Source organism: Pseudoclavibacter soli DSM 23366 (assembly GCF_000423505.1).
GTDB classification, from domain to species: domain Bacteria; phylum Actinomycetota; class Actinomycetes; order Actinomycetales; family Microbacteriaceae; genus Pseudoclavibacter_A; species Pseudoclavibacter_A soli.
In genome coordinates this window covers 211,639-237,304 of the sequence record NZ_AUIC01000003.1, presented here as the reverse complement: position 1 = coordinate 237,304, position 25,666 = coordinate 211,639, and the positions used below count along the sequence as shown (strand labels likewise).

Below are 25,666 nucleotides of genomic sequence, written 5' to 3'. Positions count from 1 at the left end.
AGCAATTCTACGTGGCCACCGACGAAGTGGCCTCAGCTGTGTCGACGGGCAGCGCGTTCAGCAAGATCGGTGAGGGTCAGAGTCGCCTCTGCACTGAGGCCAGCGCCGTCGAGCGCGGCGATCGCCTGCTCGTAGTGATCGTCGATGAGGCGCTCTGTTGACTGCAGTGCACCTGACTCGGTGATGGTGGTCTGCAGCATGCTGACCTGTGAATCGCTCAGATCTGGGTCACCCAGCAGATCGTCAAGCACATGACGCACGCCGGCGGGCACTGCGGAGCGTGCCAGTGCGACCAGAACGGTGCGTTTGCCCTCGCGCAGATCGTCGCCGGCGGGCTTACCAGTGACGGCAGGGTCTCCGAACACGCCCAGCACGTCGTCGCGCAGCTGGAAGGCGAGCCCGGCATGGGAGCCGAACTTGGCAAGAGCCTGCAGCTGTCGTTGGTCGCCTCCACCGACCAAGGCTCCGAGCAACAATGGCTGCTCGACCGAATAGCGAGCCGACTTGTACTGCAGCACGGTCTCGGCGCGCTGCAGACTCTCATCATCGGGCAGAGCAGGCCAGGCATGCTCGCCGACGATGTCGAGATATTGGCCGATCATCACATCACTGGTCATTTGGGCGATCAGGTCGCGCAGAGTCTGCTGGCGGGCGTCGCCGGGCAGAGCAGCCACGGCCGCGGCGAACTGAGCATGGGCCCAGCCGAGCAGCACATCGCCCAGCACGATGGCTGCCGACGCGCCGAACTGATCGGCGTCTCCGCGCCAATGATCGCGCCGATGCATCGAGCTGAACTCGACGTGTGCGGCGGCAATGCCACGGCGAGTGTCTGAGTGGTCGATCACATCGTCGTGCACAAGCGCCGCGGCATGAAAGAACTCGATTGCCGTGCCCAAAGCCAGCACACACTCGAGCTGGTCTCGCCCCTGTTGCTCGTCGAGGCGCTCGATCGACTCGACGCTGCGCCAGCCCCAATAACAGAACATCGCACGCAGTCGCTTGCCGCCAGACATCAGTGCACGCGACTGGGTCATCAGGGGTGCGGCGAGTGGGGAGATGCGCTCGAGGTCGGTCTGCGCCCGGTCGAGGAAGGCGTCGATGCGATCCTGGATCAGGGGCAGCAAGGTGGATTGTGCGCTCACCCTCCTAGCCTAATCAATCGCATACGACTAAAATCAGGCGAAGAGAGTCCGCAGTCAACGAACAGAGGTACTCATGCCGCTTTCAGAGAACGAGCAGCGCCTGCTCGAAGAGATGGAGCGCAACCTCTACCGCACCGAGTCAGACGAAGTGTCCACGTCGTCGCACGGGCGCACGTGGGATCGTCGAGCCGTCGTCGTTGGGGCACTTGGCGTCGTCGGGGGTTTCGCGCTGCTGCTGCTCGCCGTCTCGATGAAGCTGGTGATTGTCGGGGTGCTTGGTTTTCTTGTGGTCGTGGGCGGCGTGGTCTGGGCCACGCGACGCATCGACGATGCGCAACAAGATCAGCACCTGAATGGCGCAGCTCCACGCAAGCATGCTCCTTCCTCCTCCAACTCGGTGTTCGACCGGCTCGAACAGCGTTGGAACGATCGTCGCAACGACTGAGCATCACACACCCATCCACGGGGCGATGTCCTCGCTGACCTTTGCGCCGTAGCTTGACTCATCTGGCTGAGATGTGCGGCTTCGGGTGTCACGAATTGTGGTCTTGGTGCGCGCTGAGTCGCATCTGGTGACACCTGTGTGATCTTCCTTGGCGTTTTTTGCTCCACCTTCCTCCACCCCGTGAATCCTTGTGATTCCGGGGTGTTTTTGTATGGATGCGCAAAGTAGTGGGGGATTTGATGGGGAATGTGGATGAAAGTGGGGTAATGTGGTGAATACTCGCGGTGGCACATCTCGGCAGGAAGGGAGCGCAGGTGTTTCTCGGCACACACTCCCCACGTCTGGACGAGAAGGGGCGACTCTTTCTTCCGGCGAAGTTCCGTGAGGAACTGGCGCAGGGCGTCGTGCTCACGCGAGGCCAAGAGCACTGCGTCTACGTCTTCAGTGCCCGCGAGTTTGAACGCATCCACGAGACCATCCGGCAGGCCCCAATGACGAGCAAGCAGGCGCGCGACTTCCTCCGCCTGTTTCTTTCGGGTGCCTCCGATCAGGTGCCTGATCGTCAGGGGCGCATTACAGTACCGGCCGATCTGCGCCGATATGCGGGGTTGGAACGCGATCTCGCCGTCATCGGCACAGGAAACCGTGCCGAGATTTGGTCGGCCACGGCCTGGGACGACTACCTGCAGGCCCAAGAAGATCCATTCGCGGAGACCGCCGAGGAGGTGATCCCCGGTGTCTTCTGATCTTGAGCCCGACATCGAGGGCATCCACGCCTCAGTGCTGCGACAGCGCTGTGTCGATCTGCTGGCGCCGTCACTCGCGCATCCTGGCGCGACCTACGTCGATGCCACCACCGGCATGGGCGGGCACACCAGAGCGGTGCTTGAGGCGTGTCCACAGGCTCGCGCGATCTGCATCGACCGAGATGAGCAGGCGCTGGCCATCGCTGGCCGTCGTCTCACCGCATTTGCCGACCGCGTGACCTTCGTGCATTCGTCGTATGACCATTTGCACGAGATCCTCGATGAGGTCGAGATCGACGCCATTTTGTTCGACCTCGGTGTGTCGTCATTGCAGCTTGATGACGCGGATCGCGGGTTCTCCTACATGCACGATGCCCCGCTTGACATGCGCATGGACCAATCCCAAGGCATCACGGCCGCTGATGTGGTCAACACCTATGAGGAGGGGCGTCTCTGGACCCTTCTGCGCACTTTTGGTGAAGAGAAACACGCTCGCCGCATCGCGCACCGCATCGTCGAGATGCGCGCTGAACGTCCACTACGCACCACCGGTGATCTGGTCGAGGCGGTGCGCACCGCGACGAATTCGCGAGAGCAGCGCGGACATCCTGCTAAACGGGTGTTTCAGGCGATCCGAATCGAAGTCAACCAAGAACTCGCCGGCCTTGAGCAAGCGCTGCCTGCGGCACTCTCGCACCTGCGCGTCGGCGGCACACTCGTCGTGATGAGCTTTCAGTCGCTTGAAGACCGCGTGGTCAAGCGCGTCTTCCGCGATGCGACCTCATCGCGCACTCCGCACGGCCTACCGGTCGATCTGCCCGAGTTGCGGCCCGAGTTCGAGCTGCTCACCCGGGGCGCCGAGCAAGCAGACGAGGCGGAGCAGCAACAGAACTCACGATCGGCATCGGTGCGGCTGCGGGCCGTGCGAAGAACTCGGAGGGCAGCATGAGCATCAAGGCGAACAGCATTCTGCGGCGCGTGCAGCCGCGGCAGGTGATCATTCTTCTCGCGGTCATCGGGGTGGCCATTGTCGGTCAGCTGCTGCTGAGCATCGGCTTGGCAGACGGCAGCTACCAGATCGAGTCACTGACGCAGCAGAAGAAGCAACTGACCCGGCAGGTGCAGCAGGTCTCCGAAGAGATCTCGACGCTCAACTCGCCGCAGAGTCTGGCCGAACGTGGCACTGAGATGGGCATGGAGCCCTCCACCCAGGTGACCTTTCTGAGCTTGGCCAAGTCAGCTGCCATCGGAACGGTCGACAGCAAGGGCGTGCAGGTCAAGTCTGGCGACGGCACGGTCAGCAATGTGCTGTTGCAGAAACTCAACGACAGTGGCACCTCAAGCACCGAGAACACAGCGACGAACTCAGACGCCGATGGCGAGCTCGAGGCCTCCGGCGGGTCTGCGATCGACCCGGCCGACACCACCGTAAACTCAACGACAGGGGACACGAACGCTCAGGAAGACTCCGGCAGGCCGCTGCCAGAGGTCTCGCTGCGCTGACGAGACAGGAGTGAACGTGCAGCCCAAGTTGGGAAGTCGTCGCCGGCGGCTCATGCTGCTTATGGGCGGCATCCTGGCGGTCTCACTGGTGTTCTTGGGTCGTCTGATCGATATTCAGGTGGTACAGGCTGATGCTCTCAACGCAGAGGCTGAGGGCAAGCGCTCAGTGCCGATCACGATTACGGCCAAGCGCGGCAGCATCCTCGATCGCAACGGCAATGTGCTGGCCGAGACCGTCCAGCGCTACCGACTGGTGGTCGATCAGACGCTGGTGACTGACGCGTCGGTCACGATCGACGGCAGTTATGAGAAAGAGACGGTCGACGAGATCGCGCAGCGCATTGCAGACATCAGTGAGATCGAGAAGGCGAAAGTTTTGGCCTCCCTCGAAGGCACCAGTCGATACAGCATCGTGGCAGAAGAGCTGACCGTCGACCAGTTTGATCAGCTGCGTGCCCTCGAGATTTCATGGGTGCAGTTCGAGTCAGTGCCGCATCGGACCTACCCGTCAGGTGCCGTTGCCGGCAATGTGCTCGGTTTCGTGGGCTCCGAAGAGAACGCTCAGGCCGGGGTCGAACTGATGGAGGACTCCTGCCTGTCGGGTACCGATGGCGAAGAGACCTACGAACGCAGTGCGACCGGGGTACGTATTCCGGGTACCACAGTGACTGAACAGCAGGTCGAAGACGGCCAGAACGTCACGCTCACCATTGACCGCGACCTGCAGTGGTATGTGCAGCAGAAGATTACCGATCAGCAGGAGATTCTCGGCTCACAGTGGATCGCGGTGACGGTGCTCAACGCCAAGACTGGCGATATTCTCGCTGCCGCGGAGACGCCCAGCGTCGACCCCAACGACGTGAGCGCATCGAAAGAGCAGGATCGCGGCTCGCGCATCTTCCAGAGTACGTATGAGCCGGGGTCGCCGATCAAGTCGATCACGATGGCTGCTGCGCTCGAAGCCGGAACCGTCACCCCCGATGAGCAGTTTCAAGCCCCAGGCAGTGTCGAGATCGAGGGCACCGGGCACACCATTAAAGATGCGTGGGATCACGGCGTGCTCAACCTGACCAGCACCGGCATCCTGATGAAGTCGTCGAATACCGGCATCATCCAGGTCGGTGACACCGTCGATGACAGCACCCGCTACAAGTACCTGAAAGCCTTCGGACTCGGCTCAGCCACGGGAATCGGCTTCCCCGCTGAGTCAGCGGGAATTCTCTCTGACTCTTCGACCTGGGACAAACTCACTCACTACACGACGATGTTTGGCCAGGGCATCGCGACCACACCCATTCAGATGGCCAGCGTCTACCAAGCAATCGCCAACGATGGTGTGCGCATCGCGCCGCGTCTGGTTGCCTCATGCACTGACTCAGACGGCAACGTCACCGAGAACCCTCAGGCTGAGCCGACTCGCGTGATCTCATCAGAGACTTCGACGAAGTTGCGAGCCATGCTCGAGCCCCTGTTCACGGAGTACACCGGCAAGACGGCACAGATCGCTGGCTACAACATCGCGGGCAAGACCGGCACGTCGCAGATCGCAGGCACCAACGGTGGGTACCTCTCTGATCAGTATGTGACGTCCCTGTTTGGCATGGCGCCCGCCGAAGACCCGCAGTACGTGGTCGGAATCACGATCTTCAACCCGATCGCAGACAAGACTTCGGCGAACACGATGTCATTGTTCCACGACGTGATGAGTCAGGTGCTCATCACCAATAACGTGGCACCGTCGACGTCGAACCTGACTCAGTATCCGACTACTTGGTGAGCGTGGGAGAATAGATCGGTGTCAACTCGTTCCGCACAGCATGTCCGCCCTCAACGCACCCCCGGCCTCACCGTCGCTGACCTGGCGAAGGGGCTGGGCCTTTCTTGCGATGCTGCTGCAATCGTCAGCGGAGTCACGATCTCTGGCAACGAGGTGCGACCGGGCGATCTGTTTGTCGGGCTGCCCGGGCAGCACACTCACGGAGCCAAGTTTGCCGAGCAGGCTCGGGCGCAAGGGGCAGTGGCTCTGCTCACCGATGAGCATGGTGCCGAGCTGATCGCCCAAGCTGGAGTCACTGATCTGCCGGTGCTGATTGTTCCCGAGCCTCGTACGCGACTTGGTGAGGTTGCCGCGCGCATCTACGGCACTGACCAGCTCGATGTGCCTGTGCTCGGCGTCACAGGCACCAACGGCAAGACCTCCACGACCTATTTCATGGAGGCCCTGCTCGGTCATGCTGGCCACCGCACCGGATTGAGCACCACAGTTGAGCGCCATGTGGGTGAGCACGTGTTCGGCAGTGCGCTGACGACGCCCGAGGCGAGTGAGCTGCATGCTCTGCTGGCCAGCATGCGCGAAATCGGCGCCGACGATCTGCTGATCGAGGTCTCTGCTCAGGCGGTCACCAGACACCGCATCGACGGGGTGCGCTTTGCCGTGGTGGGGTTCACCAATCTCAGCCCCGAGCATCTCGACGAATACGGCGACATGCAGCACTATTACGAGGCCAAGCGAGATCTGTTCGTGCCCGAGCGTGCTGAGCGGGCCGTGATCTCTCTCGAGAGCGAGTGGGGGCGGCGTCTGGCCGCTGACACACCGCTGCCGGTGACCACGATCGGGCAGGCTGAAGACGCGCAGTGGCGCGTGATCGACCAGCAGGATGCCCGCGATGGTTCTACTGCCACGCTTGCCGGCCCAGCCGGGCAGCGCTGGCCCATCGTGCTCGCCGTGCCCGGTGCGCACATGGCGGTCAACGCAGCACTGGCCATCGTGATGCTGGTCGAGGCTGGCATTGATCAGCACGCTCTTGAGGCAGCTCTGAACGATCACGTGCTGGCCGGAGTGTATCTGCCAGGCCGCCTTGAGCGCGTCTCTGGTGAGACCGGGCCTACGTTCTTCGTCGACTACGCACACACCACCGATGCACTCGAACGAACCCTGGCTGCAGTGCGGCGACAGGTCGGCGCGGGGCGCCTGATCGTGATTCTGGGTGCTGACGGCGGGCGCGACCCCTATAAGCGTCACGACATGGGCATGGTCACCAGCGAATTGGCCGATGTGGTGGTGGTCAACGACATCAACCCACGATTTGAAGACCCGGCGACCATCCGTCAGGCGTTGATCGACGGTGCTGCCGATGCCCGGCATCCTGCCGAGGTGCACGAGGTCGCCGACCCCGCCGCGGCCATTCGTGCTGCCATCGCCCTGGCACAGCCCGATGACACGATCATCGTCTGCGGGCCTGGCGACGAGGACTACCACGAGGTTCGTGGCAACAAACTGCCGTACTCCTCCCGTGGTGCGGCTCGTGAAGCGCTGCGCGAAGCAGGTTTTCCGCCCAATCGATCCCCCCGAGGCGGTCAGGCACCAGCCGAACAGCTGGTGATTCCTCATCCGCACCATGACACACAGGCCGACGCATGATCACACAGACACTCACTGAACTGGCAGCAGCACTCGGCGCCGAGATCATCGGTGATCCGACGTTGGAGGTGCGCGGGCCGGTCGTGACCGACTCCCGGCAGGTCGTCGACGGAGCGCTGTTTGTCGCGCGCCTGGGCGAACACGCTGACGGGCACGACCACGTGGAACCCGCGCGGGCCGCTGGTGCGGTCGCTGCCGTGGTCGAGCATCCACTCGACGTCGACATCGCCCAACTCGTGGTCGCCGACTCAACTCGGGCCTTGGGTGATCTGGCTCGCCACGTGCTCGACGTGGCCAGGGCACACGGCAGCCTCGAACGGGTGATCGGCATCACCGGCTCGGCCGGCAAAACCACGACCAAGCGCATCTTGGCGCATCTGCTGACTTCGCTCGGCCCGACGGTGTTTCCTGAGCAGTCATTCAACAACGAAGTCGGCGCGCCGCTGAGTATGCTGCGCACCGATCTGACGACTCGGTTTGTCATCGTTGAGATGGGGGCAAGCCACATCGGTGACCTGCGCTACCTGTCATCAGTCGCCCGACCAGACATCGGCGTTGAACTGCAGGTCGGGCTGGCACATGTGGGGGAGTTCGGCTCGGTCGACAACATTCGTATTGCCAAACAAGAGCTGATCGAATCACTGCCGGCGTCGGGCACTGCTGTACTCAACGCCGATGATCCGCAGGTGCGTGCCATGGCAGAGCACACCAGCGCTGCGATCACCTGGTTCGGTCAGCATCCCACCGCTGACGTGCGCATTCTCGATGTGCGCCCCACCGCAGCCGGAGTAGACGTGCGACTGGGAGTCGGCGATACCGAGCTGACGGCGCCGGTACGTCTGCTCGGCGAGCACAATGCCTACAACATCGCCGCTGCAACAGCGGTCGCACTGACCGTCGGCATGACCGGGCAAGCTATTGCAGAGGGGCTGCAGAGTCTGACCGGTGGCGAGCGGTGGCGCATGCAGGCGCTGCGTCGTGATGACGATGTCACGATCATCAATGACGCCTACAACGCGAGTCCGGGGTCGATGCATGCGGCACTGCGCACGCTGGCCGATCTCGGCCGGGCCGGTCACCGTACATTCGCGGTTCTCGGCGCCATGAGCGAGTTGGGCGCTGTCAGTGCCGATGAGCACGATAAGGTTGGGCGCGATGTCGTGCGCCTCAACATCGACCAATTGGTCGTGGTCGGGGCCGAAGCCCGTCAGATCTTTCTTGCCGCCGAGCAGGAGGGGTCATGGGGAGGAGAAGCCGTGTACTGCGAAAACGTCGATGAGGCGCTGGCCTGGCTCGAACCTCGGCTTCGCGCCGGTGACATTGCACTGGTCAAATCCTCGAACGCCTCCGGGCTGCGATTCTTAGGCGACCGGTTGGCGGCTGGCGAGGTGACCGAGTGATCAGCGTCATCATCGCCGCAGGCATCGCCCTGTTCGTCTCGCTGTTCGGCATGCCGTTGTTCATCCGGCTGGCCCACCGTCTCGAGTGGGGACAGTTCATCCGTGAAGACGGCCCCAAAACACATCTGACCAAGCGCGGCACGCCCACGATGGGCGGTATCGTGATCATCTTGGCCACGGTGGTGGCCTACCTCGGGGGCAAAGCGCTGACCGATACCACTCCTTCAGCCACGGGCATGCTCATTCTCATGCTCATGGTGGGCATGGGGGCGATCGGCTTTGTTGACGACTACATCAAGGTGCACAATCATCGCTCGCTGGGTCTGACTCCGGCGGCCAAACTCATCGGCCAGCTGGCGGTCACCGCGCTGTTCGCTTGGGGCGTGCTCATCTTTCCCGATGCCGAGGGCGTCACTCCGGGGTCGGGTCATATCTCGTTTCTGCGAGATTTGCCGATCGATCTGTTCACTTGGGGCGTCGTGCCCGGGGCCATCCTGTTCTTCATCTGGGTCTACGGCATTGTCGCGGGCTTCTCTAATGCGGTGAACCTGACCGACGGTCTCGACGGCTTGGCCGCGGGCGTCGGCATTCTGAGTTTTGGCGCCTATGGTGCGCTGGCTTTCTGGCAGTTCAACCAAGACTGTCAGCGTGCGGTCACACCCGAGATCGGGCAGTGCTACGAGGTGCGTGATCCGCTTGACGTGCTCATGATCGTTATCGCGATCGTGGCTTCATTGATCGGTTTTCTCTGGTGGAACACTTCGCCGGCGCAGATCTTCATGGGAGACACCGGGTCGCTGGCGCTCGGTGGTGCCTTCGCGGCAGTTGCCATCGTGACGCGCACCGAGATTCTGTCGGTGATTATCGGCGGAGTCTTCGTGGTCGCGTTGCTCTCGTCGCTCATCCAGATCGGCTATTTCAAGATCTCCGGTGGTCGCAGAGTGTTCTTGATGGCGCCGTTGCACCATCATTTCGAGCTCAAAGGATGGGCTCAGGTGACGGTTGTGGTTCGCTTCTGGATTCTGGCCGGAATCTTGGCCGCGGCTGGTCTGGCAATCTTCTACGCACAATGGGTGGTGACGACACGATGACGACAGAGCTCGACTTCGACGGCCAGCGGGTGGCGGTGCTCGGCCTGAGCGTCACCGGGTTCTCGGTGGTCGACACGTTGGTCGAACAGGGGGCACAGGTGCTGGCCCTCGCCCGTGCGGCCAGTGCCGAGCATATCGACTTGGTCGGGGTACTCGGAGCCCAGTGGCAGCAGACTGATGCCGATGATGACATGGTGTCGGCTCTTGACGAGTTCGCCCCAGCAGTCATTGTGGTCTCGCCCGGGTTCGCGCCGCATCATCCGGCTGTGCAGTGGGCCACCGCGCACGCGGTGCCGCTGCTGACCGATATCGACATCGCGTGGTGGCTGCAGCGTCGCCGCGGGCTGGCCACGAAGTGGTTGGCAGTCACAGGCACGAACGGCAAGACCACCACCGTCGAGATGACCACAGCCATGCTGGTGGCCGGTGGCCTGCGCGCGGCCTACGCCGGCAATATCGGAGTGCCGGTGCTCGATCTGGTGCGCGAGCCGGTGCCCTACGACGTGATCGTTCTCGAACTGTCGAGTTTTCAGCTGCACTACCTGCACTCGATCAGCCCATGGGCAGCGGTCTGTCTCAATGTGGCCAGTGATCACATCGACTGGCATGGCAGCCTCCAGGCCTACGCCCAGGCCAAAGCTCGAGTGTACGAGCACGTGCAGTGCGCCTGCGTGTATCCAACCGCAGACGAGCGCATCCGAACGATGGTCGAAGACGCCGACGTCGTCGAGGGCGCTCGTGCCATCGGCGTGACCAGGGGAGTACCCTCCGTCAGTGAGCTGGGCATCGTCGAGGGCACACTCGTCGACCGCGCGTTTCTGGCCGATCGACGCAACTCGGCGCTTGAGCTGACCACGACCGAAGCGCTGGCCCAGCACGGGCTGGCGCTGCCGCACTTGCTTGACGACGTGCTCGCCGCGGCGGCGCTGGCTCGTTCGCTTCATGTCGCCCCGCAGTCGATTGCCGCAGCTCTTGATGAATTTCACACCGATGCGCATCGCATCACCCCTGTCGGCGAGGTCGACGGAGTGGTCTACATCGATGATTCCAAGGCGACGAATCCGCACGCTGCCCACGTTTCGCTCCAAGGGTTCGAGTCAATCGTCTGGATTGCCGGCGGCCTGCTGAAAGGCAACGATTTGGGCCCCCTGATCGCTGCGGAGGCACATCGCCTGCGTGGCATGGTGGTCATCGGCGCTGAGCGCGCAACGCTGCTTGAGGAGTTCGCCGCGCTGGCTCCGCAGGTGCCGGTGGTTGAGGTGACGGCCGACCAGCCCGCGCAGATCATGCGCTCTGCCGTTGAACAGGCACAGATGTTGGCCAAGCCCGGTGACGTGGTGTTGTTGGCACCCGGCACCGCCTCTTGGGATCAGTTTCGCAGTTATGCTCAGCGCGGCGACCTGTTCGCCTCTGCGGTCGAAGTGATCGCTGCCGACAGGCGCGAGTGATGCGCATCACCCGGCTGCGTTTGGGGAATGCACCGGCGCGCACGAGTGCGCTGTACGGCCAAATCCTCGGACTGATGATTCTGCTGCTGCTGTTCGGCTTGATCATGGTGCTCTCGGCCTCGTCGATCGACTCGTACAACAGCTCCAGCGACTTCTTCCGAGTGTTCATCCGTCAGGGCGCGGCGGCGATCCTCGGTGTGCCGGTGATGATTCTGCTGGCGCGAGTGTCAACCGAGACCGTACGCAAATGGGCCGGGCGCATCCTCGCAGTGGGGCTGGCTGCTCAGGGGCTGGTGGTATTCACCTCCTTGGGAGCCTCCTCGGGGGGCAATACGAACTGGATCAGTTTGGGCGGTATCAGCGTGCAGCCGTCAGAGTTTCTGAAGGGGGCTTTGGTGCTGTGGCTGGCCAAGGTGCTCTCTGACGATCCTGAGCGACTGATCGATCTGCGCTACTTCGCGGGCAGAGCGTTGCCGCCGGTCGCGCTGAGCGCGGGCCTGGTCATGCTCGGCCACGACTTGGGCACTGCGATGATGATGGTGATCATCGCGGTCGGGTGTTTTTTCGCCGGGCGAGTACCGCTGCGGTTCATCGGCCTGCTCGCGGCTGCTGCCGCTCTGGTTGCGGCGGTCTTTGTCGCTGGCAGCAGCAACCGGCTCAGCCGCATCTCCTCGTGGCTCGACTCCTCAGGGTGCTCCGACTATATGGGCAGCTGCTGGCAGACCACCCATGGCACTTGGGCCCTGGCCAGTGGCGGGTTGTTCGGTGTCGGTCTCGGCAACTCCAAATCGAAGTGGGCATGGCTGCCCGCGGCCGAGAACGACTTCATCTTCGCGATCATCGGTGAAGAGCTCGGGATGGTCGGTGCGATGGTGCTGATCGTGTTGTTCGTGCTGTTGGCCATTGCGCTCGTGCGACTGTTCAACCAAGTGCGCGACGACCCGTTCGCTCAGATCGTCGTCGCCGGCGCTCTAGTGTGGATTGTGGGGCAGGCCATGGTGAACATCGCTGTGGTGCTCGGACTGCTTCCAGTGCTCGGTGTGCCGCTGCCGCTGATCTCTAACGGTGGGTCGTCACTGCTGGCGACCACCGCGATCATGGGTGTGGTGCTCGGCATCGCACGAAGAGAGAGGACACCCTCATGACGACGTATCTGCTGGCTGGCGGAGGCACTGCCGGTCACGTCAACCCGCTGCTTGCCACCGCAGACGAATTGCAGCGTCGTCACCCTGACGCCACCATACTGGTGCTCGGCACGGCCGAGGGGCTTGAGGCAGAACTGGTGCCGGCTCGCGGCTACGAGCTGCTCACTATCCCGAAGCTGCCGTTTCCGCGGCGGGTGCAGGCGAAAGCACTGGCCTTTCCGGTCGAGCTGAACCGCATCGTTTCGCATGTGCGTTCGCTGATCACCGCTCGAGGAGTCGACGTGGTCGTGGGGTTCGGCGGCTATGCCGCAGCGCCGGCCTACCTTGCTGCGCGTCGCGAGCATGTGCCGTACGTGATTCATGAGGCGAACGCTCGACCGGGTATGGCCAACAAAATGGCTCGTGCACGGGCCGCGGCGGTCACCGTGGCGTTTCCTGGCACCCCGCTGAAAGGCGCTGAGCTCGTCGGCATGCCGTTGCGACCGGAGATCGCTGCTTTGGCAGAGGCGCGAGCCGCTGACCGAGACGCTGATCTGGTGGCGGCGGGTCGTCGTCGCTTCGACCTCGACGACCGACCGGTGCTGCTGGTCACGGGCGGTTCGCTTGGGGCCCGACAGCTCAATCAGGCGCTCACGGCATCCGCCGCCACCATCGTCGACGCCGGCTGGCAGGTTGTGCATATCGCTGGCGCGCGCAACGACGTGTACGACCCCGATGTCGACGGCTACCACCTGCTTGACTACTGCAATCACATGCAAGATGCGCTGGCTGTTGCTGATCTGGCGATCTCGCGATCTGGGGCGTCAACGGTCTCTGAGCTCTCGGCACTGGGGGTACCCACCGTCTACGTGCCGTATCCCCACGGCAACGGCGAACAGGCGCTCAACGCCCAGCCTGCTCTTGACGCTGGCGCGGCACTGCTGGTGGCCGATGCGGAGATCACACCAGAATGGGTGAGCAGCGACCTGCTGACATTGTTGGCCGATGATGCTCGTCGGCAGAGTCTGCGCGACCATGCCAAAGGGTTCGGCATCGTCGACGGGGCGCAGCGTCTGGCCGAAGTGGTAGATCGAGTCGCAGGAGTATCAGCATGAGTGAGCAGCAGGTGAGTGATTTCTACAGCCAGCAGCCGCTGCCGAACGATTTGGGCCGGGTACACTTCATCGGCGCCGGTGGCGCTGGAATGAGCGGCATTGCGAGACTCTTCGCCGAGAAGGGGTGCGTGGTCAGCGGTTCAGACCGCAGTGACAGCGATAATCTGCGCGCGGTGGAGGCTGCAGGGGCCACTGTGTGGGTTGGGCACGATGCTGCTCATGTGCACGCGGCCGACACCGTTGTGGTGACTTCGGCGGTGCACCTCGACAATCCTGAGCTGCAAGAGGCAGCGAGCCGTGGTGTGCGCATCCTGCATCGCTCGCAGGCCCTAGCCTGGCTCACCCGTGGGCACCGTACTATCGCCGTTGCCGGTGCGCACGGCAAGTCGACGAGCACGGGCATGTTGATCACGGCGTTGCAGGTGCTCGGTCATGATCCGAGCTTTGTGAACGGGGCGATCATCAGCCAGCTCGGCACCAACGCGCATCTGGGCACTGACGATCTGTTCGTCATCGAGGCCGATGAGTCCGATGGGTCGTTCTTGCGCTATGCGACCGAAGGTGTGCTCATCACCAACATCGACACTGAGCACCTTGATCACTATGGCAACGCTGCGGCAATCGAGGAGGCGTTCGTCACCTTCGCGGCCACGGCTCAGCGCTTTGCTGTGGTCAACGGGTCTGACCCGCTCACCCGCAGTATTCTGCCGCGCCTGTCTGCCGCAGCCCGGCGTCTGGTCACGTTCGGAGATGCCGGTGACGGCAACGATGTTGAGCTCGTGTCGTTCACAGCGGCCGGTTGGCACTCGCACATTGAGGTCGCCCGACATGGTGCCGCAAGCGTTGATGATGAAGTGGAGCTGATCGGCAGACATAATGCCGTCAACGCGATCGGCGTGGCCACGGTGCTCGCCGAGCTCGGCTTCGACTTTGCCGAGGCGTTGTTGGCAGCAGGGCGCTATCGAGGCACGGCCCGGCGCTTCGATCGACAGGGCGAGATCCGGGGCGTGACCGTGGTCGACGACTATGCTCATCATCCCACCGAGGTTGCTGCGGTGCTGCGCGCCGCACGAGAGTTGGTTGGTGCACACCGGGTGATTGCAATTTTCGAGCCGCATCTGTTCAGCCGCACGCGCGACCATGCGCGCGAGTTCGTCGAGGTGTTCGAACAGTGGGCAGACCTGGTCGAAGTGGTCGACATCTGCGCTGCCCGAGAAACGCCGATTCCCGGTATCACAGCGGCATGGATGGCCGAGCAGGCTCGCGGTGACGGCGTACGTTATGCGCCAAGCTGGGATGCCGCGGTCGATGCAGTGGTCGCCACGGCCCAGCCCGGTGACGTGGTGCTCACTCTCGGTGTGCAGATCTATGGCATCCTTCCCCGGCTGATGGAGCGCCTGCATGGATGACCCCATCCGTCGGCCGCACCTGCGAGTCGGTCCTGCCGCCCAGCACCAGCAGCCCGAGTCTGACCGGCGTGAATCTCTCTGGGCGCGGTTGGGGGCGCGTCTGCCGAAGCGAAAGTCGACAGAGTCATCGCCATCGCTGTCGGCCAGGGCTCGGTTGCGTCGGGCGGTGCGGGGGCGACGGGCGCAGGAGCGCCGTACCCTGCGTGAGGCCAAGCGGGCGCCCGAGACGTCTCGCACAGCCCACCAGCCGTCTGCTTCCAGCAACGGCATCGGTGTCGCTGAGGCGTTTCAGGGCGTTCGGATCGGGCGTTTTTTAGCGATCGGTCTGCTGTCGATCGTCACGTTGACCGTTGGGGTGATCTTCTCGCCATTTCTCTCGGTGCAGCAGATTGAGGTGCAGGGTGCGCAGCGCACCTCGGTCGAAGAGATTCAGTCGGCGCTGTCGGGCAACATTGACCAGCCGATCATCGGAGTGAGCGAGCGCTCTGTGGCCGAGCAGCTGCAGCAGTTCAATACCGTGCAGTCGTTCAGCGTGCGCGCCGAGCTGCCACACACCCTCGTGGTCACTATCGTGGAGCGCACACCCATCGGCGTGTTCCACACCGGAGACAGCTATCTTCTGGTCGATGCTGCTGGTGTGGCGACCGAGACCGACAACGCTGCGCCGGAGGGATACCCGATGCTGAACGTGACCTCGACAGACCCTGAGCAGCCGGCGTTCGCCGCGGTTGCGAGCATCCTCACCACACTTGATGCCTCGGTGGTGCAGGAGATTCGCGAAGTGCATGCGACCACACAGGATGACGTGCAGCTCACCCTCAACTCCGGTGCGGTGGTGACCTGGGGCGACTCATCTCAGGTCGCGTTGAAAGCACGAGTGCTGGGGGCACTGCTGGCAGCGAGCCCGGATGCCAAAACGTACGACGTCTCTTCGCCCAACGCTCCGGTCACTGGCTGACGCACCTGCTGATCATCGGTGGGTCTTGCGACACACCGACGCGCGCTGACCGAGGGAGTGTTCAGATCGATATCCTCGAACTCGTACAGAAAACATATACGGCGCATAAGTTTAACCCTTTACTTGAGCTTTAAGGTTTGAAAGGTCGGTCACATGTCGAGCCAGAACTATCTCGCAGTCATCAAGGTCGTCGGCATCGGTGGAGGCGGCGTCAATGCAGTCAACCGAATGATCGAACGTGGCCTGAAGGGCGTCGAATTCATCGCCATCAACACCGACGCGCAGGCGCTGCTGCAGAGCGACGCCGATGTGAAACTCGACGTTGGGCGTGAATCCACCCGTGGCCTGGGCGCCGGTGCTGACCCAGAGGTCGGGCGCCGTGCCGCCGAAGAGCATGCCGACGAGATCGAAGAGACGCTGCGCGGGGCCGACATGGTCTTCGTCACTGCTGGCGAGGGCGGCGGCACCGGCACCGGTGGTGCACCGGTCGTTGCCAAAATCGCCAAGTCGATTGGTGCGCTCACCATCGGCGTGGTCACCAAACCGTTCTCGTTTGAGGGCAAGCGCCGCATGGGGCAGGCTGAGGCGGGCGTCGCTGCACTGCGCGCCGAGGTTGACACGTTGATTACGGTGCCCAACGACCGACTGCTCGAGATCAGCGACCGTGGCATCACCATGCTCGAGGCGTTCTCGATTGCCGACCAAGTGCTGCTTGCCGGCGTGCAGGGCATAAGCGACTTGATCACCACGCCGGGGCTCATCAACCTCGACTTCGCCGATGTGCAGTCTGTGATGCAGGGCGCTGGCACGGCATTGATGGGCATAGGTTCGGCGCGTGGCGCCGATCGTGCGATCAAGGCTGCTGAGCTGGCTATCTCATCGCCGCTGCTTGAATCGACCATCGATGGCGCGCACGGCGTGCTCATCTCGGTGCAGGGTGGCTCTGACCTCGGCATCTACGAGATCAACGATGCTGTCAAGCTCGTGCAAGAGGTCGTGCATGCCGAAGCGAACATCATCTTCGGTACTGTGCTCGACGATGCACTGGGCGACGAAGTGCGTGTCACGGTCATCGCCGCTGGCTTCGACGAAGAAGACGAGATTCGCAATCGTCGCCGCTCCAGTGGCCTCGGTGCTGACAACTCTGCGCAGTCAGAGGCAGGGGCTGCCGAGTCGACTCAGCCTGAGCCTGCTGTCGAGGTTGAGCCCAAGGCAGAGCCCGAGGCTGCCGTCGCTGATACGGCTGACCCCTACGCGACTCGCTCATTCTCGCTCGATCAGCTTGATGAGCAAGAGCTTGACGTTCCCGACTTCTTGAAGTGAGCTCCGTGCAGCGTCATCCGGCGGCCGAACGTCTGGCGGCCTTTGAGTCGCAGCTGGCTGATGAGCTGCATCAGCTGGGCCGTGCTCGCTCCGAGGTCGAGCTCATTGTCATCAGCAAGTATCACCCGGCTTCGCTCGCGGTCGCGCTGTCTGAAGCCGGACAGCATGCGTTCGGTGAGAACACGCTGCAAGGGCTCAAAGCGAAGCTCGCCGACGATCGTCTTGCTGGCGAGCAATGGCATTTTGTCGGTCAGCTGCAGCGCAACAAAGCTGCTGCGGTCGCAAAATTGGTGACCGCAGTGCATTCGGTCGATCGAGCGGCTCTGGTAGAACGCTTGGCAGCCGTCGAACGCAGTGAACCCCTTGAGGTGTTCGTGCAGATTTCACTAGACGGTGATCCGTCACGTGGTGGAGTGTCAGCTGATGGTCTACCCGGCTTGGTCGAGCAGATCCTTTCTGTCGATCGCCTGCGCCTGCGTGGCGTCATGGGTGTTTCCCCGGTCACGTGGCAGCCAGAGGTGGCATTCGAGCAGCTCGCTCGCTTCGCTGAGCGGGTGCAGGCGCTCGATCCGCGTGCCAACGCGATCTCGGCTGGAATGAGCGGAGACTGGCGGCAGGCACTGCAACACGGCGCGACACACCTGCGAATCGGCACGGCAATCACCGGAAAACCAGAACTTGCCCGCTAATCTGGGCACAAAGACGTTTGGAGGATGTCATGGGAAACCCGCTGCGTAAGACACTCGAGTACCTGGGTCTCGTCGAAGACGAGGAATTCGCACCCGAGGCAGCTGCGGCTGCTCCTGCTCAGGAGCGCGCGGCAAAGCCTGCGCAGGCTCGTTCAAACGTGACGCCGCTGCGTCGCCCCCAGGCCCAAACCCAGGCCGGGGAGCTCAACGAGATTCTCACGGTGCACCCCAAAAAGTACTCCGACGTCCAGGTTATTGCCGAGGGGTTTCGCTCGAACATCCCCGTAATCATCAACCTCAGCCAGATGACCGAGCCTGATGCGCGTCGTCTGATTGACTTCGCGTCGGGGCTCGCCCAGGGGCTGCTCGGCAAGATCGAGCGCGTGACTCCGAAGGTGTTTCTGCTGTCTCCGCAGAATGTCCTGGTGTCGGGTGATACCACCACGCAGAACGACGACCCGGCACAGGTCGGCTTCTTCGCCGAGCACCGGTAGGCTGGTCGGCGCCTCCAGTGAGTCTTATTCTTTCGCTGCTGGCTTGGCTGTGTGCTACCTATTCGACGGTGCTTTTTGTGCGGCTGATCGTCGAGATTCTATTGGGGTTCGTGCGCTCACCCCTGCCGAAACCTGTTGCGGTGGCGGCAGAGGTGCTGTACGTGATCACTGATCCTCCGGTGAAACTCGCCCGCCGCTTGATTCCTCCCCTCACGTTGGGGGCGGTGCAGTTCGACTTCGGCATCTTCATCGCCATTTTCTTCTTCAACGTCTTGGGCATTGTGCTCAATGGTCTAAGCTAGACGGGATGAGTTTCTTTCACCTTCTGGCTGAAAGAGAAGCTAGGCACGCAATGAGGAGAATTCATGGCCTTGACACCCGATGACGTTCTGAACAAGCGTTTTCAGACGACCAAGTTTCGCGACGGCTATGAGCAGGACGAAGTCGATGACTTTCTTGACGAGGTCGTCGTTGAGTTCCGCAACCTGCTAAGCGAGAACGAAGAGCTCAAGACCAAGCTCGCAAAGGCCGAGGCCGATCTCGCCGAGGCAAAGAAGCAGGGGTCGTCAGTGGCTGCTGCTCCCGTGGCACCTACCGCTCCGGCTGCTGCTCCTGCACCTGCTGCCGCCGCTGCCACAGAGGCCAAGTCTGAGACCGATGAGTCAACCGAGCTGCTCAAGCTCGCCCGCCGTCTGCACGACGAGCACGTGCAGGCAGGCAAAGACGAAGAGCAGAAACTCATCGCGAGCGCTCGCAACGAGTCGCGCCGCATTCTCGAAGAGACTCAGCAACGCAAGACCAAAGAGCTCAACGACCTCACCGAGCGCAAGACAGCGCTCGAGGCAACCATCAAAGACCTCGAGTCGTTCGAGCGCCAGTACCGCGGATCGCTCAAGTCGTTCATCACCACGCAGCTGCGCGACTTGGAGTCGACCGGTTCGCTTGACGCTGTGGCCAAGGCTCAGCAGACCAAGAACTGAGCGTGACTCAGTCTGACGCATCGCGTACCATCGAGCGGCGGGGATCGAATCCTCGCCGCTCGATTGCGTTGGTGCTTGCTTGGTGCTTGGGGGCGGTGGCCGTCGATCAGGGCGCTAAAGCCGCCGCGCTGACTTGGCTTGAGCCCGGAGATCCCCACCAGCTCGTGGGGTCACTGCTTCAGCTGCAGCTCGTATTCAATCCCGGTGCGGCCTTTTCTTTCGGCACTGACCACACCTGGGTCTTCACCCTCTTGGCCCTCACCGTCACCTGTGCGGTCATCTGGTATGCGCGTCGTGCCACAAGCTGGCCGGTGCAGCTGTTCATGGGGCTGTTTCTCGGCGGTGTCGTGGGCAACCTGGGTGATCGGCTCTTTCGTGCACCGGGGTTCGGCCGCGGCTACGTGGTCGACTTCATTCAGGTGCGCGGCTTTGCCGTACTCAATCTGGCCGATGTGTTTCTGACGGTCAGCGTAATCGGCTTGGTGGCAATCATGCTTTTTGCCCCTGGGCTGTTCGAAGACGAGCACGAGCATGCCAAGTAAGATCTTTCCGGTCGACGAGCAGCACGTGGGGCAGCGGGTCGATGTGGTGCTTGCTGACGTGCTCGGGCTGTCTCGGTCTCGAGTGCAGGCGATTCTCGCCGCAGGCGACGCGACGCAGGGCGGACGCACCCTCGGCAAATCCGATCGCCTCGATTCGTCGGGGCTCGTCTCGGTCTACTGGCATGACGAGGATCGACTCGCGGTCGTCGCCACCGACGTCGCAGACCTCGACATCGTCTACCTCGATGACGACTTGGTCATCGTAGACAAGCCTGTCGGCGTTGTGGCGCATCCGGCGACCAGCTGGCGTGGGCCAACCGTGCTCGGTGTGCTGGCAGCCCGCGGTATCACCGTGGCGCAGGGCGGTCCTCCCGAACGCCAGGGCATCGTGCATCGGCTCGACGTGGGCACGAGTGGGCTGATGATGGTTGCCCGCAGCGAGCGCGCCTACAGTGTGCTCAAGCAGGCCTTTCGCGACCACACGGTGCACAAGACCTATCAGGCCGTCGTCCATGGACATCCTGACCCCAGCTCGGGCACCATCGACGCACCTATCGGTCGCCTGCCCAAAGCCGACTGGAAGTTCGGCGTGGTCGCTGGTGGGCGACCGTCGATCACCCACTATGGGACGCTCGAGGCATTCGCCCGGGGCAGTCTGCTCGAGATCACGCTCGAGACCGGGCGCACTCACCAGATCAGGGTGCATATGTCGGCGCGGCATCATCCGCTCGTAGGCGACCCGCTCTACGGCGGCGACCCAGTGCTCGCCGAGCGGCTCGGCCTCACTAGGCAGTGGCTGCACGCGGCCAGGCTGCGCTTCGAGCATCCGGTGACACATGAGCCAGTCGACGTCGCAAGCGTGCCGCCGGCCGATCTGCAGCGCGCGCTTGATCTGCTGCGCGATCCGCACGCCCGCTGAGTGCACGCACTAGAATGAGGGGCGACTCCTCACCACCTGAAAGGCGCTGACCGTGGCGGCATCAGACAGCTTCGTGCACCTGCATGTGCACAGCGAGTACTCGATGCTCGACGGCGCTGCCAAGATCAAGCCGCTGATCACCGAGGCTGCCCGGCTCGAGATGCCGGCATTGGCGATCACCGACCATGGCAACATGTTCGGCACCTACGAGTTCTACTACGCGTGTCAAGACGCCGGCATCAAGCCGATCATCGGTCTTGAGGCGTACCTCACGCCGGGCACCAAGCGTCAAGACCGTTCTCGAGTGCGTTGGGGCGACGGCGGCGGTGACGATGTCTCGGGCGGTGGTTCGTACACGCACGCAACCATGCTCGCCGAGACCACTGAGGGCATGCACAACCTGTTTCGACTGGCCTCGCTGTCATCGATCGAGGGGTTCTACTTCAAACCCCGCATGGATCTCGAGCTGCTGCAGCAGTACTCCAAAGGCATCATCGCCACCACTGGCTGCGCCAGCGGTGAGATTCAGACCCGTCTGCGTCTCGGGCAGTACAAAGAGGCTCGCGAGGCCGCTGGCCGCTACCGCGAGATCTTTGGGGCCGAGAACTACTTCTGCGAGATCATGGATCACGGCATCGACGTCGAGCGACGGGTGATGAGTGATCTGCTCGAGCTGGCCAAAGACCTGCAGATTCCGCTGGTAGCCAGCAACGACCTCCATTACACCCATGCCGAAGATGCCCACGCGCACGCCGCACTGCTGTGCGTGCAGTCGGCCTCGACGCTCGACGATCCCAAGCGTTTCCGTTTCGGCAGCGACGAGTTCTACCTCAAGACCCCGCAGCAGATGCGCGAGCTGTTCCGCGAATACCCCGAGGCCTGCGATGCCACGCTGGCCATTGCCGAGCGCTGCGAGGTCGAGTTCGTCAAACGCGATCTGACCCCCAAGTTCGACGTGCCCGAAGGCGAATCCGAGCTCACCTGGTTCAAATCCGAGGTCGAGCGTGGGCTGCATACCCGATACGGCGAGACGGTGCCCGAGCCGGTGCGCGAGCGCGCCGACTACGAGATGGGCATCATCGAGCAGATGGGCTTTCCGGGGTACTTCTTGGTGGTCGCCGACTTCATTCAGTGGGCCAAAGCCAACGGCGTACGCGTCGGGCCGGGTCGTGGCTCGGCCGCGGGGTCGATGGTCGCGTATGCGATGCACATCACCGAGGTCGACCCCCTTGAGCACGGCCTCATGTTCGAGCGATTCCTCAACCCCGAGCGCGTGTCGATGCCCGACGTCGACGTCGACTTCGACGACCGTCGTCGCGGTGACGTGATCAAGTACGTCACCGAAAAGTACGGCTACGACCGCGTGTGCCAGATCGTGACGTACGGATCGATCAAGGCCAAGCAGGCACTCAAAGACTCTTCGCGCATTCTCGGCTTGCCCTACTCGGCGGGTGAGAAGCTCACTAAGGCCTTCCCGCCGGCGGTCATGGGCAAAGAGATGACCCTCGAAGAGATGTACGACCCCGAGGCCAAACGCTACAGCGAGGGTGCCGAGTTCCGCGAGATCGTCGAGAACGACGAGGTCTCGCAGAAGATTCTTGAGACTGCTCGCGGTCTCGAAGGGCTCAAGCGCCAGTGGGGCGTGCACGCGGCGGGTGTGATCATGAGCCAAGAAGCCCTGATCGACAACATCCCCATCATGAAGCGCGAAGACGACGGCGCGATCATCACGCAGTATCCGTACCCGGCGTGTGAGAACCTCGGGCTGCTCAAGATGGACTTCTTGGGGCTGCGCAACCTCACAGTGATGGGCGACGCGGTCGACTCGATCAAGCAGAACCGCGGCGAAGACCTCAGCCTGCAAGACATCGCGCTCGACGATCGCCCCACCTATGAGCTGCTGTCTCGTGGCGACACCCTCGGGGTCTTCCAGCTCGACGGTGGCCCCATGCGCACGCTGCTGCGTCAGATGAAGCCCGACAGCTTCGCCGACATCTCGGCAGTGATCGCCCTGTACCGGCCGGGGCCCATGGGCATGAACTCCCACACCAACTACGCGCTGCGCAAAAACGGCCTGCAGCCGATTCAGCCGATTCACCCCGAGCTCGAAGAGCCGCTCAAAGACATCCTGGGCGAGACCTACGGTCTGATCGTCTACCAGGAGCAGGTGATGGGTGTGGCCCAGAAGGTCGCCGGGTTCACCCTCGGTCAGGCCGACATGCTGCGTCGCGCCATGGGCAAAAAGAAGAAGTCTGAGCTCGACAAGCAGTACACCAACTTCCATCAGGGCATGATCGACCGCGGCTACTCCGAAGAAGCCGTCAAAGCACTGTGGGACACTCTGCTGCCATTCGCCGGATACGCGTTCAACAAGGCGCACTCAGTCGGGTACGGCGTGGTCTCGTACTGGACAGCCTTTCTCAAAGCCAACTACCCGGCCGAGTACATGGCCGCCCTGCTCACCAGCGTCGGCGACTCCAAAGACAAGCTCGCACTCTACCTCAACGAGTGCCGCCACATGGGCATCTCGGTGCTGCCGCCCGATGTCAACAGCTCGTTCCTCGGGTTTTCGGCAGTCGGCAAGGATATCCGGTTCGGCTTGGGTGCCGTGCGCAACGTCGGTGCCAACGTCGTTGAAGCCATCGTGACCACTCGCGAAGAGCAGGGTGCCTTCACCGGGTTCCACGACTTCTTGCGCAAAGTGCCGATTGCAGTGTGCAACAAGCGCACCATCGAATCACTCATCAAAGCTGGTGCCTTCGACTCGCTGGGCGACACCCGCCGAGCGCTGATCGAGGTGCACGAACAGGCCGTTGACGAGGCCGCACAGCTCAAGCGCAATGAGTCACACGGCCAGGTCGACCTGTTCGCCGGCATCTTCGATCTCGAAGACACCCCGGGCGGCACGGTGCCTGAGCGCGCCGAGTGGGACAAACACCTGAAGCTCTCGTTCGAGCGAGAGATGCTGGGGCTCTACGTCTCGGATCACCCGCTGCACGGCCTCGAGCACGAGCTGGCCAAACACGCCGACGCGACCATTCTCGACATCGGCGCAGGGGAGCGGTTCCATGACGGCGACAAGGTGGCCATCGCGGGGCTGATCACCAGCGTGCAACGCCGCATCGCCCGCAACAGCGGCAACGAGTACGCCATCATCGAGGTCGAAGACTTCACCGGCGAAATGTCGGTGCTGTTCATGGGCAAGACCTTCCAAGAGTTCGCACCGGCGCTGATCGCTGACACGATCGTGGTGGTGCGTGGCCGCATCTCTGTGCGAGACGACGGAGTCAACCTGCATGCGTATTCAGTGTTCTCGCCTGACATCGAACAGCGCGGCGGATCGAGCCTCCCGCTGCTGTTGAACATGCCCGAGATCACAGCCACCCCCGAGATCGTCGAAGATCTCTCGACCATTCTGGTGCGCCACCAAGGCGACACCGAGGTGCTGCTGAAGCTCACCGGCCCGGCCGGCGAGCGCGTCTTCGAGATTCCCTATCGGGTCAACGTGACTGCCGATCTGTATGGCGAGCTCAAAGCGCTGCTGGGGGCCAGCTGCATCGACTAGCCCGGTCGATTCGCTTCGGCACGACTAGACTTGAGGTGTGTTGCACTTAATTGATTTCCGCACCTCAGACGTGCGCGCCCAGTCTCTTCGTGACCTGCTGCCTCGACCACATCATGATGTCTCTGCAGCGGTCGGTGCGGCTCGAGAGCTGATCGCCGATGTGCGTGCGCGTGGTCGCGCGGCCCTGGTCGATCAGGCGCAGCGATTCGACCACGTTGAGATCGATCAGTTTCGTGTCTCAGCTGCCGAGATCGCTGAGGCCGTCGACGCTCTTGACCCCGACATCCGTGAAGCCCTGACCATCGCGATCGCGCGGGTCACCGAGGCGACGCGTGCACAGGTGCACGGGTCGGTCACCACTGAGTTTCCGGGCGGTGCGCGCATCACTCAGCGGTACCAGCCGGTCGATGCAGCGGGGCTCTATGTGCCCGGCGGCAAGGCTGTCTACCCCTCGAGTGTGATCATGAATGTGGTGCCGGCACAGGTGGCTGGCGTCTCGCGTCTGGCGCTGGTGTCACCGCCGCAGCAGGCCTTCGGCGGTCGAGTGCATCCCATCGTGCTGGCTACGGCCGGTCTGCTCGGCATCGACGAGATCTATGCGCTGGGCGGTGCCGGTGCCATCGCGGCGCTCGCCTATGGTGTCGAAGAGATCGGTCTGGCTCCGGTCGACGTGATCTCTGGGCCGGGCAACGCCTTTGTGGCTGCGGCCAAACTCGAGGTCTCCACCGACGTCGGCATTGACTCGATCGCGGGCCCCACTGAGATTCTGGTCATCGCAGACGCCACCGCCGATCCTGAGCTGGTGGCGGCCGATCTGCTCAGCCAGGCCGAACACGACGAAGACGCCTCATCAGTGCTGGTCACCGACTCGGCCGAGCTGATCGACCAGGTGCACGCCTCGCTGCAGCGACGGCTGCAGACCACCCCCAACGCTGAACGGGCGACCGTGGCGCTGCAGGGTGTGCAGTCGGCGGCAGTGCTCGTCTCCAACCTCGACGACGCGGTGGCGGTCTCGAACGCCTACGCGCCCGAGCACCTCGAGATCATCACCGCCGATGACCAGGCTGTGCTGCAGGGCATCACCAGCGCTGGCGCGATCTTTATCGGCCCCTACTCACCCGTGCCGCTCGGCGACTACATGGCCGGCTCCAACCACGTGCTGCCGACCAGCGGCCGCGCCCGGTTCAGCCCGGCGCTCGGCGCCTACACGTTCTTGCGCCCCCAGCAGATCATCGAGTACACCCGTGAGGGGCTCGCCGAGATCGCCCAGCCAATCGAACGGTTCGCACGCGCCGAGCAGCTGCAGGCACACGCCGAGTCGATCGAGGCCCGTTTCCCGGGCGAATAGGAGT

Annotated in this window: 23 protein-coding genes; 22 read left to right on the top strand and 1 reads right to left on the bottom strand. The window is 62.9% G+C overall.

Features of this window, described 5'->3' with window-relative positions; genetic code table 11:
• Positions 1 to 32: 32 nt before the first annotated feature.
• Positions 33 to 1,142: a polyprenyl synthetase family protein gene (locus G557_RS0101110; protein WP_028244638.1), complete on the bottom strand. Its 1,110-nt coding sequence runs from the start codon at positions 1,140 to 1,142 to the stop codon at positions 33 to 35.
• Between the two features lie 73 nt (positions 1,143 to 1,215).
• On the opposite strand from G557_RS0101110, the gene G557_RS0101105 reads away from it, so the two are divergent.
• The 22 genes from G557_RS0101105 to hisD all read left to right on the top strand — a co-directional run bounded on the left by G557_RS0101105 (position 1,216) and on the right by hisD (position 25,662).
• On the top strand, positions 1,216 to 1,587 hold the full coding sequence (locus G557_RS0101105) for a DUF3040 domain-containing protein (protein WP_028244637.1): 372 nt from the start codon (positions 1,216 to 1,218) through the stop codon (positions 1,585 to 1,587).
• 314 nt (positions 1,588 to 1,901) lie between these two features.
• Positions 1,902 to 2,333 carry a division/cell wall cluster transcriptional repressor MraZ gene (gene mraZ, locus G557_RS0101100; RefSeq protein ID WP_028244636.1) on the top strand — a complete coding sequence of 144 codons (432 nt, stop codon included), beginning with the start codon at positions 1,902 to 1,904 and terminating at the stop codon, positions 2,331 to 2,333.
• Positions 2,323 to 3,282, top strand: a complete 960-nt coding sequence (gene rsmH, locus G557_RS0101095) for a 16S rRNA (cytosine(1402)-N(4))-methyltransferase RsmH (protein WP_028244635.1) — start codon at positions 2,323 to 2,325, stop codon at positions 3,280 to 3,282. The genes mraZ and rsmH overlap by 11 nt, the downstream gene beginning before the upstream one ends.
• The gene (gene ftsL, locus G557_RS13175) at positions 3,279 to 3,836 is read left to right on the top strand and encodes a cell division protein FtsL (protein ID WP_028244634.1); all 558 of its coding nucleotides are present in this window, start codon (positions 3,279 to 3,281) and stop codon (positions 3,834 to 3,836) included. Before rsmH ends, ftsL begins: the two co-directional genes overlap by 4 nt.
• Positions 3,837 to 3,852: 16 nt before the next feature.
• Entirely contained in the window at positions 3,853 to 5,613 is a 1,761-nt protein-coding gene (locus tag G557_RS0101085) for a peptidoglycan D,D-transpeptidase FtsI family protein (protein ID WP_028244633.1), read from the top strand.
• Positions 5,614 to 5,631: 18 nt separating this feature from the next.
• Entirely contained in the window at positions 5,632 to 7,257 is a 1,626-nt protein-coding gene (locus tag G557_RS10795) for a Mur ligase family protein (RefSeq protein WP_051224001.1), read from the top strand.
• Entirely contained in the window at positions 7,254 to 8,657 is a 1,404-nt protein-coding gene (locus tag G557_RS0101075) for a UDP-N-acetylmuramoyl-tripeptide--D-alanyl-D-alanine ligase (RefSeq protein WP_028244632.1), read from the top strand. Before G557_RS10795 ends, G557_RS0101075 begins: the two co-directional genes overlap by 4 nt.
• Positions 8,654 to 9,748 (top strand): phospho-N-acetylmuramoyl-pentapeptide-transferase, encoded by a 1,095-nt coding sequence (mraY, locus tag G557_RS0101070; protein ID WP_028244631.1) that lies wholly within the window; start codon positions 8,654 to 8,656, stop codon positions 9,746 to 9,748. Before G557_RS0101075 ends, mraY begins: the two co-directional genes overlap by 4 nt.
• The gene (murD, locus tag G557_RS0101065; protein WP_245542737.1) at positions 9,745 to 11,196 is read left to right on the top strand and encodes a UDP-N-acetylmuramoyl-L-alanine--D-glutamate ligase; all 1,452 of its coding nucleotides are present in this window, start codon (positions 9,745 to 9,747) and stop codon (positions 11,194 to 11,196) included. Before mraY ends, murD begins: the two co-directional genes overlap by 4 nt.
• Entirely contained in the window at positions 11,196 to 12,341 is a 1,146-nt protein-coding gene (locus G557_RS10790; protein WP_051223999.1) for an FtsW/RodA/SpoVE family cell cycle protein, read from the top strand. Before murD ends, G557_RS10790 begins: the two co-directional genes overlap by 1 nt.
• A complete protein-coding gene (murG, locus tag G557_RS0101055; protein ID WP_028244629.1) occupies positions 12,338 to 13,435 on the top strand; it encodes an undecaprenyldiphospho-muramoylpentapeptide beta-N-acetylglucosaminyltransferase in 1,098 nt (365 codons plus the stop codon). The genes G557_RS10790 and murG overlap by 4 nt, the downstream gene beginning before the upstream one ends.
• A complete protein-coding gene (gene murC, locus G557_RS0101050; protein WP_051223998.1) occupies positions 13,432 to 14,844 on the top strand; it encodes a UDP-N-acetylmuramate--L-alanine ligase in 1,413 nt (470 codons plus the stop codon). Before murG ends, murC begins: the two co-directional genes overlap by 4 nt.
• Positions 14,837 to 15,802, top strand: coding sequence for a cell division protein FtsQ/DivIB (locus G557_RS10785; RefSeq protein ID WP_051223996.1), 966 nt, complete (start codon positions 14,837 to 14,839; stop codon positions 15,800 to 15,802). Before murC ends, G557_RS10785 begins: the two co-directional genes overlap by 8 nt.
• 153 nt (positions 15,803 to 15,955) lie before the next feature.
• Positions 15,956 to 17,125, top strand: coding sequence for a cell division protein FtsZ (gene ftsZ / locus G557_RS0101040; RefSeq protein WP_028244627.1), 1,170 nt, complete (start codon positions 15,956 to 15,958; stop codon positions 17,123 to 17,125).
• Positions 17,122 to 17,814 carry a YggS family pyridoxal phosphate-dependent enzyme gene (locus G557_RS0101035; protein WP_028244626.1) on the top strand — a complete coding sequence of 231 codons (693 nt, stop codon included), beginning with the start codon at positions 17,122 to 17,124 and terminating at the stop codon, positions 17,812 to 17,814. Before ftsZ ends, G557_RS0101035 begins: the two co-directional genes overlap by 4 nt.
• A 29-nt stretch (positions 17,815 to 17,843) precedes the next feature.
• Positions 17,844 to 18,308, top strand: coding sequence for a cell division protein SepF (locus tag G557_RS10780; protein WP_051223994.1), 465 nt, complete (start codon positions 17,844 to 17,846; stop codon positions 18,306 to 18,308).
• A gap of 17 nt (positions 18,309 to 18,325) precedes the next feature.
• Positions 18,326 to 18,610: a YggT family protein gene (locus tag G557_RS0101025; RefSeq protein ID WP_028244625.1), complete on the top strand. Its 285-nt coding sequence runs from the start codon at positions 18,326 to 18,328 to the stop codon at positions 18,608 to 18,610.
• Positions 18,611 to 18,673: 63 nt separating this feature from the next.
• Positions 18,674 to 19,288 (top strand): DivIVA domain-containing protein, encoded by a 615-nt coding sequence (locus tag G557_RS0101020; protein ID WP_028244624.1) that lies wholly within the window; start codon positions 18,674 to 18,676, stop codon positions 19,286 to 19,288.
• A gap of 2 nt (positions 19,289 to 19,290) precedes the next feature.
• The gene (gene lspA, locus G557_RS10775; RefSeq protein WP_051223992.1) at positions 19,291 to 19,830 is read left to right on the top strand and encodes a signal peptidase II; all 540 of its coding nucleotides are present in this window, start codon (positions 19,291 to 19,293) and stop codon (positions 19,828 to 19,830) included.
• Positions 19,820 to 20,749: an RluA family pseudouridine synthase gene (locus G557_RS0101010; RefSeq protein WP_028244623.1), complete on the top strand. Its 930-nt coding sequence runs from the start codon at positions 19,820 to 19,822 to the stop codon at positions 20,747 to 20,749. The genes lspA and G557_RS0101010 overlap by 11 nt, the downstream gene beginning before the upstream one ends.
• A gap of 52 nt (positions 20,750 to 20,801) precedes the next feature.
• Positions 20,802 to 24,314, top strand: coding sequence for a DNA polymerase III subunit alpha (gene dnaE / locus G557_RS0101005; protein ID WP_028244622.1), 3,513 nt, complete (start codon positions 20,802 to 20,804; stop codon positions 24,312 to 24,314).
• A gap of 37 nt (positions 24,315 to 24,351) precedes the next feature.
• The gene (gene hisD, locus G557_RS0101000) at positions 24,352 to 25,662 is read left to right on the top strand and encodes a histidinol dehydrogenase (RefSeq protein WP_051223991.1); all 1,311 of its coding nucleotides are present in this window, start codon (positions 24,352 to 24,354) and stop codon (positions 25,660 to 25,662) included.
• Positions 25,663 to 25,666 lie beyond the last annotated feature (4 nt).